This is a genomic window from Nannocystis pusilla, from assembly GCF_026626665.1.
Classification (GTDB): domain Bacteria; phylum Myxococcota_A; class Polyangia; order Nannocystales; family Nannocystaceae; genus Nannocystis; species Nannocystis pusilla.
Map to the genome: position 1 here is coordinate 9,491,951 of NZ_JAPNKE010000002.1, position 14,204 is coordinate 9,506,154.

Below are 14,204 nucleotides of genomic sequence, written 5' to 3' on the forward strand. Positions count from 1 at the left end.
AGGCGGGGTTTTACCACCCGGACGATCGCCGCGACCATCACGAGCCGGTCGGCGCCTCCTCGGCGGCGCGCGGCTTGCGACCCCGACGCGGCGGCAAGCGCAGCGGCTCGCTGTTGCCGGAATCGGCGGCCGCGACCTCGAGCTTGCGGCGGCGCGGCTCGGGCTTGCCGCCGAGGTTGATGTCGGCCAGCCGCGCCTCGAGCTCGGGATCGTCGGCGGCGAACACCCGGGCGTAGGCCAGGCCCTGCTCGGCCGCCCGGAGCAGCCGCAGGCGGGCCTCGGTGAGGTGGTTGTGCAAGGCGTCGAGCTGGGCCCGCAACTGGTCGAGCTCGCGCGCGTGATCGCGCACCTGATCGACCAGGCCCCGGAGAATGCCCTGGTCGACCCCGGGGAACTGAACGTCGGCGAGCGGGCCCTCGAAAATGGCCACGAGGTCGAGGAGCGCAGGAGAAACGGGATCGGCGTTGTCGCTGTCGTGCATGGCTGATCTTCCGTTCAGTGGTGTACAATGAGCGACGCCGCGCGTCAAGCAGGACCGCGCACGCGGCCGAAGACGAGGCACCCCCAAGGACCGCCGACCTCGAATTCTTTAACAGATGAATGAAAGAAGGGGCCCGAGAAGGCGGCGCGCAGGGCCGCCTGCTCGGGGGAAGCATTGGCATTACATGTCTTTCAGGACATGTGCTCGGGGCCACGATCCATCGGGCCCGTCGACGCCGTCGACGTCTTTTTAGAGAGAGAGTCTCAGGGGGTGAGCTCGTAGAACTCGCCGCTCTGGGTCAGGCAGGCCTCGCGGGCGGCGACGAGGTCGCGGTGGAGCGGATTGCCGAACTCTTCGGCGCGCGGCTTGCCGTACTCGAACACGAGGAAATGCTCGGTGATGCAGGCGCTGTGCGCTCCGCGGTGCGGGCAGGCGCTGGCGAGCCAGCGGGCGCCGTCGGCCTCGCAGACCTGCTGGCCATCGGCGACCGAATGTGCGGGGTCGAGGTGCTCGACGCACTGGGCCCCGGTGTCGCAGCCGCCGTGCGCCCGGGCCGAAGCGACTTGCACCGGCTCGGGCAGCGGCTTCTCGCGCGAGTCGACCACCGGGATGCCGTTCTCCTGCGGCGCGGCCGGCGGGACGAGGTGGGCACAGGCGAGGACGAGCGCGAGCGGCAGCAGGAGTCGGGGCACGGCGATCACGGGGCGGGCCAGCGGCAGGAGGCATCGGCGCATACCTTGCCTTTGGGACAGGTCGCGCCGTTCAGGCGGTCGAGGACGCAGGCACGGTCGTCCTCGTCGGTGGTGTTCGTCGCGGTGGCAGTCGAGCTCGCAGACGTTCGGGTCGGCGAGGTCGCCCGGGTCGTCGCGGCAATCGTCGTACTCGCCGGCCTCGAGGGTCGTGCCGGCGAGGGCCGGGGAGATCTCGCTGCTCGCGTCGCTAGAACTCGTACCAGCCTCGGCGGCGGTGCTGCGGCCCGGATCGTCGCCGCAGGTCGCAGAGCTTGGCCGTCCGGACGTCGGTTCACGGAGGTTCCCGCGATCGAGGACGAACGCCTGCCGGAGCGGGACGAGCATCGCCCGATCCTACGCCTCTGACGCTGCGGACACAGCCCCGCGAGCGCGGGCCAAAACCGCGAGCGCGGCCGATGCCGGGCGCGGAGCCGCGAAGCCTCGCAAGCGAGCGCGTGTATTGCGCGGGGTCGTGAATGCGCGCTCGAAGGTCCGCGGATCGGCGCATGCGGCTTCGTCCGTGGGGCCGTCAGCGGGCACAGCGGGGTGAGAACATCATTCGGCCACCTGTCTCTCGGGACATGGGCAGGTTGCCCGTCGTGGGGGTGCAGGTGCGAGCGGAGGGCGGATTATCGACAGTGCGAAACTGCGACGGCGGCGGGGTCCCGCGCACTGCGCACGTCGATTCGCGTTTACGCCTTGCCGAGGCGGGCTTTAGGCTGCAGACAACAGGAACCCGAATGACCCGCACTGCCCTGCCCCTCGCCGTCGTCGTCGCCGCGTCGCTCGTCTGTCCCGAGGCCGCGGCCGCGCCTGTCCGTTCGACCCTGGCCTCCTGGTCAGCCGCGGCGCAGGACCCCCAGGCCGCGCCCGAGGACGCGCCGGCCGATGCGTCCGCCCCGGCTCCCCAGCCCTACGCCGACCCCGGCGCCGTGGCGCCGCCGCCCGAGGGCCCCGCGCCCGGCACCCCCGTTTACGCGCCGCCGCCCCAGCCGGTGAAGCGCCGCAAGGGCCTGATGATCGCCGGCTGGACCATGTTCGGCTCGTCGTACCTGTTCACTGCGCTGGTCGCCGGCATCATTCACGACACCTGCAGCGTCGCCGACGCGCCCAACTGCAGGCGCGCGGCCGGCTTCTCGCTGATCCCGCTGATCGGGCCGTTCATGACGATCCCGTATCTGCGCACCGAGGCGATCACCCCGAAGGTGTTCATGGCCCTGCCGGGCCTGGTCCAGATCGCCGGCCTCGCCATGGGCATCGCCGGCACGATCATGTTCGTCAACGACGGCAAGGCCCAGCGCGTCGCCGACGTCGACGGCTTCAAGCTCGGCCGCACCCGCCTGCGCGCCAACATGGCGCCGACGCCGTTCCTCGACGGCGGCACCTTCATGCTCGGCGGCCGCTTCTAGGCGCGGGGGAAAGATGTCCTCGGGGACATGTTGCTGACCGGGCCGGCGCGACCGCGCTCGGCGACCGCTTCCGGGCGCCGAGGAAATATGTCCTCAGGGACATGTTGCTGGCCGGGGCCGGCGCGGCCGCGCTCGGCGACCGCTTCCGGGCGCCGAGGAAATATGTCCTCAGGGACATGTTGCTGGCCGGGCCCTCCCGGGCGTCTGGTAAATATGTCCTCGGGGACAGATTGCTGATCGGCGCGGCCGGGCTCGGCGACCGCTTCCGGGCGCTGTGACGATATGTTTTAAAGACATGTCATCACGCGGCCGAGGTCCGCAGGGAGCCGGCGCGGGCCAGCAGCGCGAGCAAGCGATCGGGGTCGGCCGGCTTGGTGAGGTGATGGTCGAAGCCGGCCGCCTCGGCGCGCCGGCGGTCCTCGTCCTGGCCCCAGCCGGTCTGGGCGATGATCACCGGGGCGGCGCCCCACGCCTGGCGGCGGATCCACCGACACACCTCGTAGCCGTCGCGCCGCGGCATGCCGATGTCGAGGAAGACCACGTCGGGGCGGAACTCGGCGCACGCGCGCACGGCCGCGTCGCCGTCGTAGACGACGTGGACGTCGTTGCCGAGCGCCTCCAGCAGCATCGCGAGGGTGTCGGCGTTGTCGACGTTGTCGTCGGCGACGACGATCCGCCGGCCGCTCGGCGGCGGGGCGACAGCGGCGCTCGCGGGCGCCTCGCGGGCCGCGTCGGCGGCGGCGAGCGGCAGGTCGACCACGAACTCGCTGCCGCGGCCGAGGCCGGCGCTGTGGGCGGTGATCTCGCCGCCGTGCATCTCGACGAGGCCGCGGGCGAGCGCGAGGCCGATGCCGAGGCCGCCTTCGGAGCGATTCTCGGTCGGGCCGACCTGCGAGAACATCTCGAACACCCGCGGCAGGTGCTCGGCCGCGAGGCCCACGCCGTTGTCGGTGACGCGGATCTGGACGCGACCGTCGACGATCGCGGCCGTCACCCGAATGGCGCCGCCGGGCTCGGTGTACTTGGCGGCGTTGGTGAAGAGGTTGGAGAACACCTGCGCGAGCCGTATCGGGTCGGCGTCGAGGGCGACCGGCGAGGTCGGGAGGTCGACGACGAAGTCGTGGCGGCGCCCGACGATCCACGGGTTCGCGGTCTCGGCGGCGCGGGCCATGACCGAGTCGAGGGTGATCGATTCGCGGCGCAGGGTGAGGCGACCGCGGGTGATGCGGGAGACATCGAGCAGGTCGTCGAGGAGGTGGGCCATCTGCTCGATCTGCCGCCCGATCACGGCCAGGCTCGCGGTCCGCTCGGGCGTGTCGCGGACGACGCCGAGCAGCGCGAGGGCGTTGCGGATCGGCGCCAGCGGGTTGCGCAGCTCGTGGGCGAGCATGGCGATGAAGGTGTCCTTGCGCTGGTCGGCGTCGCGGAGCGAGGCCTCGATGCGCTTCTGTGCGGTGGTCTCGATGACGGTGACGCCGACCCCGAGCAGCTTGCCACCGGCGCGGATCGGGTACTGGCTCAGCATCCAGTGGCGTCGCTCCGGCTGCGCCGCGGTGCGGCCCTCGACCTCGAGGTTGACGCCGTCGCGGTCCTCGTACAGGCCCTCGCGCAGGATCGGCTCGAGCGTCGGCCACAGGTCGGGCACGATCTGGGCGACGGTGCGGCCGATGTGGTCGGCCGCCGGGATGCCGTTGAACTCGGCCAGCTTCTCGTTGACGCGGACGTAGCGGAAGCCGTGGTCGATGAAGGCCATGCCGATCGGCGCCTTGACCACGAGCGCGTCGATGAGGGCGAAGCTCTCGGCGAGCTGCTCGCCGATGACCTTGCGCTCGGTGACGTCGAGGACGATGCCGATGTTGCGCAGCGGTCGCGGCGGGTCGACGTTCATGTCGAACACGGTGCGGCCTTGACAGCAGAGCCAGTGCACCGCGCCCTCGGGGCGGACGACGCGGAACTCGAGGTTGTCGCTGCCGTCGCCGGCGGGGTCGAGCGAGGCGTGGACGGCGGCCCGCACCGCGGCGACGTCGGCCGGGTGGATGCGCGCGAGCAGCTCGGCGACCGTCAGCTCGACGTCGTCGGGGACGCCGAAGGCGCGCCGGGCCTCGCGAGTCCACTCGAAGCGGACGTCGCGGTCCGGCCCGAACACCGTGGCGGTGACGCCGAGGCCGGTGGCCTCGACCGCGAGGCGCAGGCGCTCCTCGCTGGCCCGCACCAGCGCCTCGGCTTGCCGCTGGGCGGTGACGTCCTTCAAGAAGCCGACGACGCGGACGACGCGGCCGTCGAGGCCGACGATCTTCTGGCCGACGTCGTGGAGGGTGATCCACCGGCCGCCGCGGTGACGGACGCGGTACTCGACCTCGAGGCCGTCGCCGGGCCGGCGCGAGAGGCGGTAGCGCGCCAGGTCCTCGGGGTGGACGAGGACGCTCCAGTCGACGCTGCTTCCCATGTCCTCCGCGCTGTAGCCGAGGATCGCCTGACAGGCGCCGCTGAACATGGTACGGCCGCTGTCGCGGTCGAAGTCGTAGAGGATGTGCCCGCTGGCCCGCACCGCGGCCTCGTAGCGGTCCTTCCACGCCCGCTCGTTGGCCGACACCAGCGACAGCTCGTGGGCGCGGTCTTCCACCAGGCGCCGCGCGGCGTGCAGCGATTCACACAACCATGCGACGGCGAACGCGACCAGGGCGAAGATGCCGAGGTCGAGCAGGTCGGTCCAGCGGTCGAGCGCGAAGGCGAGGTGCGGGTCGAAGAACCAGAAGTCGAGGACGACCGACAGCGCGATCGTGAGGAGCGCCGGGCCGAGCCCGCCGAACCACGCCGAGACGCCGGCGGCGCCGGTGAAGAGGACGAGGATCGGCGGCTGCGGCTCGAGAATGACGGCCACGAGCCGCACCCCGGCCGCCAGGGCGGTGACTCCCACGGCGACCAGGTATCGGCGAGCCTTGCTGTAGCGAGCGTGGTCGATGAGACGGGCCATCCGAAGTCCTCGCGGTCGCCACGCCCACGGCGCTGCTGCCACCGCTCGTCAGGAGACGCGAGCGTGTGTCGCGAGGTTAAAGGTCGATCTCAGGAGTTCAAGGCGCGGCGTCTGGGATTAATCAAAGCGTCGTACGACGCGGAGAGCGTGCATCGAGCAGGGTCGGCGACGCCGCCGAAATGATGCAGCGTTCATTCGGCGCCCGCGGCGGCCGGCGCCGCGGTCGCCGTCGCGGCGCGCGAGGCATTGATAGGATGGTCGATGGGACATGTCCGGAGAGACACCGAGCCGAGCCGGCAATCGAGCGTGGGGCCCGGGACGCGAACCGACGAGCTCGCCGGCGCGCAGTGCCCGTGGGGACATGAGCGTCGGCGCCGCCTCAATCCGGATCTTCGAGCCCCACGCACTTGCCCGCGCGGCGACCGGCGATCGCCAGGTCGAGGATCCGCTGCAGCGGGACGGCCGGATCGGCCTGCAGGTCGAGGGCGTCGCTCCGGGGGCCGTGGCAGCCGGCGATCGCGGCCGCCAGCGCCTCGCATCCGGGCCGCGGGCACGCGTCGCCCGGGCGAGGAGGCCGCCCGCAGCTCGTGACGAGCGCGAGAGCGAGACGAGGCCGCACGATGCTTCGATGGCATCCTTGGCCCCTCTCGCGTCAACCCGAACCGCGCTTCACCACGGTGGTCCAGCAATCCGGTCGAGGCCTTGTTCGCGGCCTCCGGCTCCAGGGACAGCCTGTTCGCGGCGGGCGACTCGCGTTAGAGTGGTGGGGTGCGGCGCTTGACTTGTTCATCTCGGGTAGTGGCGACAATCGTGGCAGGGCTGAGCTGGGCGGCCGCCCGAACGGCGTGGGCGCACTGCGGCGACGAGTGCACGAACCCGCTGCCGCTGTGGTTGGCGCCGACGAGCTCGGCGCTGGCGGCCGACGGGGTGCTCGCGTTCAGCCCGGGTCACGCGCGGGCCGAGCGGGCGCTCGAGTTCTTCAAGATAAAGGTGCTCGACGCGATGGGGGAAGAGGTCGCCGGCGCGTTCGAGGTCTATGCGGATTTCTCGGTGTTCGTCTGGCGGCCGGCGCAGCCGTGGAGCGCCGGGGCCACGTACACCGTGATCACGCACATCGACACCGCGGCGTGGGCCACTGCCGAGTACAGCGCGCCGCCCGGGGCCTGTATCACCTACGATCAGGAGACGCAGGTGACGATCGCGGCCGAGCCGCTGCCGGCCCCGGCCGCGCCGCCGCTGTTGGTGGCGAGCGAGCACGTGGTCGAGACTTGGGACACGCTCGCGGACCTGGTCTGCTGCGACGGCGCGTACCCGCAGCTGCGGCAGGTCCAGGGGCACTGTCCGGCGGGCGATCCGTATCGCGTGGAGTACCATCCGGGATTCTGCACGCACCTGCGCGAGCACGGGCAGCTCGAGGTCGTGTACGACTTCGACCGCGAGGCGCTGGGCGCGGCGGCCGCGAGCAACTTCGCGGGTCGGTTGTTCGGGCCGGACGAGCAGCCGTGGATCGGGGTGCAGGCGAACTTGCGGGCGCCGGGCTGCCTGCGCTTCGAGGCGCTCGACCTGGCGCGCGGCGAGGTGTTCGTCGACGAGCGCTGTCACGGCGACGACCTGGCCGGCGCGCTCGGGCCGCTGGACCTCGACCCGACGGCGACGCTGGCGGCCTCGTGCGCGGGCCAGGCGTACGTGTGCGAGGGCGAGGATTCGTGGGACCCGGAGCAATGCACGACCTGGCCCGATGGACAGGTTTATCCGGCCCCGGTCGCGCCGCAAGACGAGTCGTCTGCGGGCGAGACGGGGGCGGTGGACCCGGGCGAGCAGGTGGAGTCGGGCGGCGGCGGCTGCAGCACGCACGAGCGGCCGGGGGTGCTGGCGCTCGTGGTGCTCGGCGGCTTGCTGCGGCGGCGACGGGCGCGGCGCTGACGAGGTCGGCGCCGCGTCTGTCTTAAAGTGACATGCCCTTACGGACATGTCACTCGGGGTGGGGCAATGACATGTCCTTGCGGACATGTCATTTTTGGACAAGATTCAGCCGGGGATGCAGTATTGCAAGATCTCGTCGGCGACCGTGCCGAGGGTCTGCGGCAGCTCGCCGTTGCCGGCTTGCAGGTACAGCGGGACCATGCTGTCGGGGTTCTGGGCCTGGTAGCCGCTGCCCATCTGCTTGCATCGACGTCGAAGTCCTTGGCGGTCTGGCCGGCGCAGGCGACGTCGTTGAGGAACTGGACCGCGCCGGCCTGGGCCTCGGCGCCGAAGAAGCCGACCACGTAGGTGCGGATGCCGGCGGCGGCGAGCTTCTGGGTGACGAGCAGCGGGGACGGGTCGGGGCAGCTGAGGTCCCAGTCGGCGCCGTCGGTGACGAGGACGACGTATTGCTCGCGGCCGGGGACGGCGTTGTTCACCAGCCAGGTCGAGGCGGTCTCGAGCGCGGTGCCGGTGGGCGTGGTGTTGCAGATCAATGTGGTCAGCGGGTCGACCGCCTGGGCGATCGCGGCGCCGCTGGCGAGGGCGGGCGGGACGAGGATCTCGGCGTCCTGGCAGCTCGGGTTCATGGCCTGCTTGGTGTCGAGGATCCGCTCGGCCAGGGTGATGCACAGGCCGCCGCCCGGGTCGCGCGGCCACAGCTCGAGGCCGAAGCGCAGGTCGGTGTCGAGGCCGCCGCCGACGACCTGCTCGATGGCGTCGATGGCCTGCGACCACTTGCTGCTGGCGTAGTTCGGGGCGTCGACGGGGGTCTCGCCGTCGGGGGTGCGGTGCATGCTGAGGGTGCGGTCGAGGGCGAACAGCACGTCGGGGGCGTCGCAGGTCTTGTCGCAGCCGCAGCACAGCTGGCCGGCGACCGACTTGAGGGCGGCGCCGAGCTCGACGGCATTGTCGGCTTGCAGGTACACGGGGATGTCGGCGCCCTCGACCGCGACGAAGCCGTCGGCAGTGGGCACGCACGGGCCGGGGAAGCCCTTGGCGGTGCGGCCGGCGCAGGCGAGGTCGTTGAGGTACTCGGTGGCGCCGAGCATCGCCTCCTCGCCGTTGAAGCCGACGATGAAGGTCTTGACGCCCTGCTCGGCGAGGTCCTGCACGGCGGTCAGCGGCGAGGGGTCGGGGCAGCTGAAGTCCCAGTCGGCGCCGTCGGTGACGAGGATCGCGTACTGCTCGCGCCCGGGCTCCTTGTTGGCGGCGAAGTGCTCGCCGGCGGTGATGAGCGCCGCGCCGGTGGGCGTGGTGTTGCACAGCAGGGTGGTGGCGGGATCGATGAGGTCGGCGATCGCGGCGCCGCTTCCGAGCGCAGGGGCGAGGACGACCTCGCCGGCCTCGCACATTGGGTTGGTGGCGGTCTTGTTCTGCTCGATGCGCTCGGCGAGGGTGACGCAGGCGCCGCCGCCCGGATCGCGCGGCCACAGCTCGAGGCCGAAGCGGACGGTGTCGTCCTGCGGGGCGGCGGTGAGGGTCTCGATGGCGGAGATCGCCAGAGACCACTTGCTGCTGGCGTAGGCGGGGGCGTCGACGGGGGTCTGACCGTCGGGGGTGCGGTGCATCGATTGGGTGCGGTCGAGGAGGATGAGGGCGTCGGGCGGGAGGCAGTCGTCGCCGCCGGTGGTGGTGCCCGGACCGTCGGTGGTGCCGACGGAGGTGGTGCCGGGGGCGTCGGTGGTGGTCGGCGCGCTGGTCGGCCCGTCGGTGGTGCCGGTGCCCGGGTCGGGGGTCTGGGTGGTGCCGGGGGCGTCGGTGGTGGTGGGGCCGGTGGTGGCCTCGGTGAGCGAGGTCGGGGCCGTCGACGGCTGATTGCCGGTGGCCGCGGTGTCCCGGATCCCGTCGTCGCCGCACGCCGCGAGGAGCGCGATGAATGCCGCAGGACGGCAATAGCGAAATGTCATGCCGCCCAGCGTAGCGAAAGGCCCCGGACGCCGCATCGGGGGTCGTCCGGGCGCGATCTCGACGCCCCGGTACGCGATCGCGGGTGCGCAAGGCGGTGCCGCGGGCGCGGGCGCGCGAGGGCGAGGCGGACGTCTCACCTCGGCGCGAAGTGGCCTCGAGGACAGATCGGGAGGAAGGGTGCCGAGCGAGGAGGATGAGCCCGCCGGTCGGTGATGAGATGTCCTGAGGGACAGGTTATCGGAGGACCGGGGACGCGTTCGCGTCGGCGCTCGCGCGAGGACTCATCGGGGTGGCAGGGGTCCGGACGGCGCGGGCGGATCGCGGTGAGGCCGACGCGGAGCAGATTCAAGATGGCTCGAAGGGCATGTCCTGAGAAACATGCAATGCGGTGACGCGGACCTGCGCCGTTCGCTGCAGGCTCGGCGGTGAGAGGCCGGGAGCGCCCTGTCCGAATGTGAGATGGACGCCGGGATCATCGGTCCCGCGAGACAAAGCGGGGGGCGGATCCGGCGCGGCGAAGGGGAGGTCTGGAGACATGGTGCGCGTGAGCCAGGGCGGCGGCGACGACGCTGATTGAGAAATTGCAGGCATTCGCTGTAACTCTCGCGGAACTGCGGGCACTCGAGGTGCGAGCAATGACTCTTCGTCGTCTGGTTCGATCGTGTTCTGCGCTGCTGCTGGGCGGCGCGCTCTCCTCTGCTTGCAACCTGGTCGGGCTGCCGGGAGCCGACACCGACGGCGGGTCGACGGACACGGACCCGGGCGGCACCACCGCGGAGCCCGGGCCGACCACGGGCGAGCTGCCGACCACGGGGCCGAACGATCCGTCGGGCGGGACGCCGACCGACTGCGACTTCGCGGGCGCGGTGCAGCCGATCTTCACGGGGAGCTGCAGCTGTCACGCGGGCGGTCAGCCGGCGGCCGGCCTGTCGCTGGCGGAGGGCGAGTCGTTCGCGGCGCTGGTGGGGGTCGAGAGCAGCTCGGCGCCGGGGGTGTTGCGCGTGGCGGCCGGCGATCCGGACAGCAGCTTCTTGCTCGAGAAGATCTTGCCGGGGCCGTCGGTGGGGCAGCAGATGCCGATCGGCGGCGGCCTGTCGACGGGGCAGGTGGCGACGATCACCGCGTGGATCGCCGCGGGCGCGCCGGAGACGGCGACGTTCGCGTGCGCGCCGGGGCAGAGCGGCGGCGATGTCGGCGAGGTGGAGATCGACGTCGACGGGTCGCTGCAGGTGCAGGTCGGCGAGACGCTGCCGGTGACGGCGGTGGTGGTGGATCCGGACGGCGAGTCGATCGAGGCGACGCTCACGTGGAAGAGCAGCGCGGAGCTGACGCTGTACGTCGACGGGCAAGGGGTGCTGCTCGGGGTGTCGCCGGGGACGGTGGAGCTGACCGCGAGCGCGGGCGGGGTGACGAGCGCTGCCGTGGCGGTGGAGGTGATCGACCACGACCCGCCGGCGGCCACGTTCACGCAGGTGCGAGCGATCACGGATCAGCGCTGCGCGACGGCGGGCTGCCACGTGGACGGGGTCGAGCCGGGCGACCTGCGCTTCGATCGCGAGCCCGACCGGCTGTGGGAAGAGCTGGTCGAGGACGGGGCGGAGCAGGTCGACATGCCCCGCGTGTACGCGGACGCGCCGACGAACAGCTATTTGATGCACAAGCTGGTGCTGACGACGCCGGCGGTGGGCGGGCGCATGCCGTTCGGGGGGCCGCCGATCGCGGCCGCGGAGGCGCAGGTGATCTTGCGGTGGATCCTCTCGGGGGCGCAGTTCAATTGATGTATCCGAATCGAGCGTGAGCGCGGGTATTTTTATGCTGTCTGTTTGGACATGTCTTTGGGTCTTATGATGCAGGTGCCCGCGGAGCTGCCGGCGCACGAGTGGCGGCCGCCGAAGCCCGCTGCGAGCGCGGGGAGCGAGCAGGCGATCGCGAGCGCGGGCGATGGGACCGCGGCTCCGGGGGTCGTGACGGGCGAGGTGGACGGTGTCGAGGCGGAGGGGCCGGCGGAGGACGTGGCGCGCTGTCAGCTCGACCTGAGTCCCGACGGCGACCGGGCCCGATGGCGGCGCGGGCGGGCGCAGATGTTCGCCGGCGCGGCGTTCCTCGGGGTGGGGGTCGTGGGGCTCGGGGTGATGGTGAGCGGGTGGTACGTGCAGCGGTTCTCGGCGAGCGAGCTGTCCCGTGGGACAGGTTATTCGGACGAGGCGCTGGCGCCCCTGCGGGCCCAGCAAGGCCGCGGCGAGACGATGCTGGCGGCCGGCGCGGTGACTGCCGTGTTCGGAGCTGCGCTCGGGGCGACGTTGATGGCGACGGGAGCCCGCGACGTGCGAGCCGGTCGCGCGGCCCGCTGGAGCGGCGTGCGCGTGGCCCCGAGCCTCGGCGGAGTGGTGCTCAGCGGGCGGTTCTGAGTGCGAAGTTTTTGGTGAAACTCTGCGCGGGCGCGGCGACCCTGCGCGGATGACGGAGGACGAAGCGAGCTGGTGGCGCTGCTGCCGGAGTACGGATCGGTCGCCATCAGCGTGGGCGAGTACGGCGAGGTGCGCTACGCGAGGTTGCTGAGCGCGGCGAGCGAGCTGCACGCGCGGGGCCTGGTCGGGGTGAAGTACGGCGAGGCAGGGTTTCGCGTGGCGCTCAAGGACGAAGGCCGGCGCCAGCTGCGGGGCGCGAGCGAGGGGTGAGGGAGAAGGCCGCGGGTCGCGTGGCGTGACATGGCGTGAGGACGGTCCGCGCAAGTGATTCTTCCCTGCGGGGCAGGTCGGGTGCGACGGGGTCGTGGCGTCGCGGGTGAGAGGTGTCTCGATCGCGTGCACGAAGGTCTCGTGGGCGGCGGGCCGGGAGTGATCGAGGGCTCGGGTGAGGATCGCCGCGTCATGGGCGGTGTGCGGCGATGCGGGGCGCCGGCGGAGATCGCGGCGCACGAGGTGCGTCATAAAGGGCGCGGCGCAGGGTATGTTCGGGGTCGGTGCAGCTCGCTCAATCCGCGATCTTCCTGGCCGCCGCGGTGGTGGTGGTCCCGCTGTTCAAGCGCCTCGGGCTCGGTTCGGTGCTCGGCTATCTGGCGGCAGGGGCGGTGATCGGGCCGTCCGGGCTCGGGCTGGTCGAGCACGTCGAGGACACGCTGCACGTCGCGGAATTCGGGGTGGTGCTGCTGTTCGTGATCGGGCTCGAGCTGCAGCCGAAGCGGTTGTGGGAGATGCGGGCGGGGGTGTTCGGGCTCGGGTCGGCGCAGGTGGCGGTGACTTCGGTGCTGCTGGCCGCAGGGGCGTGGCTGCTCGGGCTGCCGCCGGCCGCGGCGCTGGTGGTGGGGTTCGCGCTGTCGCTGTCGTCGACGGCGTTCGTGCTGCAGGTGCTGGGCGAGCGGCTCGAGCTGACCGCGCCGCACGGGCGGGCTTCGTTCAAGATCCTGCTGTTCCAGGACCTGGCGGCGATCCCGGTGCTGGCGGCGATTCCGCTGCTGACGGGCAGCGGCGAGGGCTCGGAGGCGACGCAGGGGCCGTGGATGTCGCTGGGGATCGCCGCGGCGGTGATCGCAGGGCTGGTGCTGGCCGGGCGCGTGCTGCTGCGGCCGCTGTTCCGCTGGGTGCTGTCGACCCGCGTCAACGAGCTGTCGTCGGCGTGGGCGCTGCTGGTGGTGATCGGCACGGCGCTGCTGATGGACCTGATCCACCTCGAGGCGGCGCTGGGGGCGTTCCTCGCCGGGGTGCTGCTGGCCGACAGCGAGTACCGACACGAGCTCGAGGCCGACATCGAGCCGTTCAAGGGGCTGCTGCTCGGGCTGTTCTTCGTGGCGGTGGGGATGTCGGCCGACCTGGGGCTCATCGCCGCGCAGCCGCTGCAGGTGCTGGGGATCGTGATCGGGCTGGTGGCGATCAAGGCGCTGGCGCTGCTGGCGATCGGGCGGCTGGCGAAGATGCCGCTCGGGTCGGCGGCGAGCCTGGCGATCGCGCTGTCGCAGGGCGGCGAGTTCGCGTTCGTGCTGTTCGGGGTGGTGAAGACGGCCGGGCTGGTGACGGGCGAGGCGATCGACCTGCTGGTGGTGGCGGTGACGCTGTCGATGATGGTGACGCCGCTGCTGCTGATCGCGCGCGACCGCATCACGGCCCGCCGCGCGGCGAGCAACCGGCGCGAGTTCGACGCGATCGACGAGGAGAACCCGGTGATCATCGCCGGCTTCGGCCGCTTCGGCCAGATCGTCGGCCGCGTGCTGCGGATGACCCGGATCCCGTTCACCGCGCTCGAGGTCGACACGACTCAGGTCGACTTCCTGCGCCGCTTCGGCAACGAGATCTACTACGGCGACGCGGCCCGCGTCGACCTGCTGCGCGCGGCCAAGGCCGACAAGGCGCGCCTCATCGTGGTGGCGATCGACGACGTCGAGGCGTCGATGCGCACGGTCGAGGCGGTCCGCCGCAACTTCCCGGAGCTGCGGATCGTGGCCCGCGCGCGCAACCGGCCGCACGCGTTCCGCCTGATGGCCCACGGCGCCCACGTGATCGTGCGCGAGACCTTCTTGTCGAGCCTCGACGCGGCCCGCCTGTCGCTCGAGGAGCTCGGGGTGACGCCCAGCGACGCCCGCGAGTACGTGAAGATGTTCCGCGAGCACGACGAGCGCGTGCTGAACGAGCAGTACGCGATCCACGAGGACGAGGCGGCGCTCATCGCGTCGGCCAAGAAGTTCAGCGCGGACCTCGAGCGGCTGTTCGACGCCGACGCCCGCCAGCGGCCGCGGTGAGGCG

12 protein-coding genes are annotated in these 14,204 nt (G+C 71.8%); 7 read left to right on the forward strand and 5 right to left on the reverse strand.

The window, feature by feature from the left end; genetic code table 11:
* Window positions 1–37 precede the first annotated feature (37 nt).
* Entirely contained in the window at window positions 38–481 is a 444-nt protein-coding gene (locus OV079_RS41995; RefSeq protein ID WP_267775338.1) for a hypothetical protein, read from the reverse strand.
* 263 nt (window positions 482–744) lie between these two features.
* Complete coding sequence (locus OV079_RS42000) at window positions 745–1,557, reverse strand: hypothetical protein (protein ID WP_267775339.1); 813 nt, start codon at window positions 1,555–1,557, stop codon at window positions 745–747.
* A gap of 395 nt (window positions 1,558–1,952) precedes the next feature.
* Between OV079_RS42000 and OV079_RS42005 the strand changes: the two genes are divergently transcribed.
* Both OV079_RS42005 and OV079_RS42010 read left to right on the forward strand, forming a co-directional pair.
* The gene (locus tag OV079_RS42005) at window positions 1,953–2,621 is read left to right on the forward strand and encodes a hypothetical protein (RefSeq protein ID WP_267775340.1); all 669 of its coding nucleotides are present in this window, start codon (window positions 1,953–1,955) and stop codon (window positions 2,619–2,621) included.
* Between the two features lie 101 nt (window positions 2,622–2,722).
* On the forward strand, window positions 2,723–2,899 hold the full coding sequence (locus OV079_RS42010) for a hypothetical protein (RefSeq protein WP_267775342.1): 177 nt from the start codon (window positions 2,723–2,725) through the stop codon (window positions 2,897–2,899).
* Between the two features lie 23 nt (window positions 2,900–2,922).
* Here OV079_RS42010 and OV079_RS42015 read toward each other — a convergent pair whose 3' ends face one another.
* Window positions 2,923–5,538: an ATP-binding protein gene (locus OV079_RS42015; RefSeq protein ID WP_267775343.1), complete on the reverse strand. Its 2,616-nt coding sequence runs from the start codon at window positions 5,536–5,538 to the stop codon at window positions 2,923–2,925.
* Between the two features lie 436 nt (window positions 5,539–5,974).
* The gene (locus OV079_RS42020) at window positions 5,975–6,214 is read right to left on the reverse strand and encodes a hypothetical protein (RefSeq protein ID WP_267775344.1); all 240 of its coding nucleotides are present in this window, start codon (window positions 6,212–6,214) and stop codon (window positions 5,975–5,977) included.
* A 191-nt stretch (window positions 6,215–6,405) separates the two neighbouring features.
* Between OV079_RS42020 and OV079_RS42025 the strand changes: the two genes are divergently transcribed.
* Window positions 6,406–7,518: a hypothetical protein gene (locus tag OV079_RS42025; protein ID WP_267775345.1), complete on the forward strand. Its 1,113-nt coding sequence runs from the start codon at window positions 6,406–6,408 to the stop codon at window positions 7,516–7,518.
* Window positions 7,519–7,556: 38 nt separating this feature from the next.
* On the opposite strand, the gene OV079_RS42030 is transcribed toward OV079_RS42025, so the two are convergent.
* The gene (locus tag OV079_RS42030) at window positions 7,557–9,467 is read right to left on the reverse strand and encodes a vWA domain-containing protein (RefSeq protein ID WP_267775347.1); all 1,911 of its coding nucleotides are present in this window, start codon (window positions 9,465–9,467) and stop codon (window positions 7,557–7,559) included.
* Between the two features lie 636 nt (window positions 9,468–10,103).
* Between OV079_RS42030 and OV079_RS42035 the strand changes: the two genes are divergently transcribed.
* The 4 genes from OV079_RS42035 (at window position 10,104) to OV079_RS42050 (ending at window position 14,200) form a co-directional block, all read left to right on the forward strand.
* Entirely contained in the window at window positions 10,104–11,246 is a 1,143-nt protein-coding gene (locus OV079_RS42035) for an Ig-like domain-containing protein (RefSeq protein WP_267775348.1), read from the forward strand.
* A 51-nt stretch (window positions 11,247–11,297) separates the two neighbouring features.
* On the forward strand, window positions 11,298–11,876 hold the full coding sequence (locus OV079_RS42040; protein WP_267775349.1) for a hypothetical protein: 579 nt from the start codon (window positions 11,298–11,300) through the stop codon (window positions 11,874–11,876).
* Between the two features lie 72 nt (window positions 11,877–11,948).
* The gene (locus OV079_RS42045; RefSeq protein ID WP_267775350.1) at window positions 11,949–12,146 is read left to right on the forward strand and encodes a hypothetical protein; all 198 of its coding nucleotides are present in this window, start codon (window positions 11,949–11,951) and stop codon (window positions 12,144–12,146) included.
* Between the two features lie 284 nt (window positions 12,147–12,430).
* On the forward strand, window positions 12,431–14,200 hold the full coding sequence (locus tag OV079_RS42050) for a monovalent cation:proton antiporter-2 (CPA2) family protein (protein WP_267775352.1): 1,770 nt from the start codon (window positions 12,431–12,433) through the stop codon (window positions 14,198–14,200).
* The last annotated feature ends 4 nt before the right edge of the window (window positions 14,201–14,204 follow it).

Excerpts from the sequence above, each read along its gene's own strand:
- OV079_RS42035 (WP_267775348.1), top strand. The coding sequence starts at position 10,104 with ATGACTCTTCGTCGTCTGGTTCGATCGTGTTCTGCGCTGCTGCTGGGC.
- OV079_RS41995 (WP_267775338.1), bottom strand. The coding sequence starts at position 481 with ATGCACGACAGCGACAACGCCGATCCCGTTTCTCCTGCGCTCCTCGAC.
- OV079_RS42030 (WP_267775347.1), bottom strand. The coding sequence starts at position 9,467 with ATGACATTTCGCTATTGCCGTCCTGCGGCATTCATCGCGCTCCTCGCG.
- OV079_RS42010 (WP_267775342.1), top strand. The coding sequence starts at position 2,723 with ATGTTGCTGGCCGGGGCCGGCGCGGCCGCGCTCGGCGACCGCTTCCGG.
- OV079_RS42000 (WP_267775339.1), bottom strand. The coding sequence starts at position 1,557 with ATGCTCGTCCCGCTCCGGCAGGCGTTCGTCCTCGATCGCGGGAACCTC.
- OV079_RS42005 (WP_267775340.1), top strand. The coding sequence starts at position 1,953 with ATGACCCGCACTGCCCTGCCCCTCGCCGTCGTCGTCGCCGCGTCGCTC.
- OV079_RS42040 (WP_267775349.1), top strand. The coding sequence starts at position 11,298 with ATGTCTTTGGGTCTTATGATGCAGGTGCCCGCGGAGCTGCCGGCGCAC.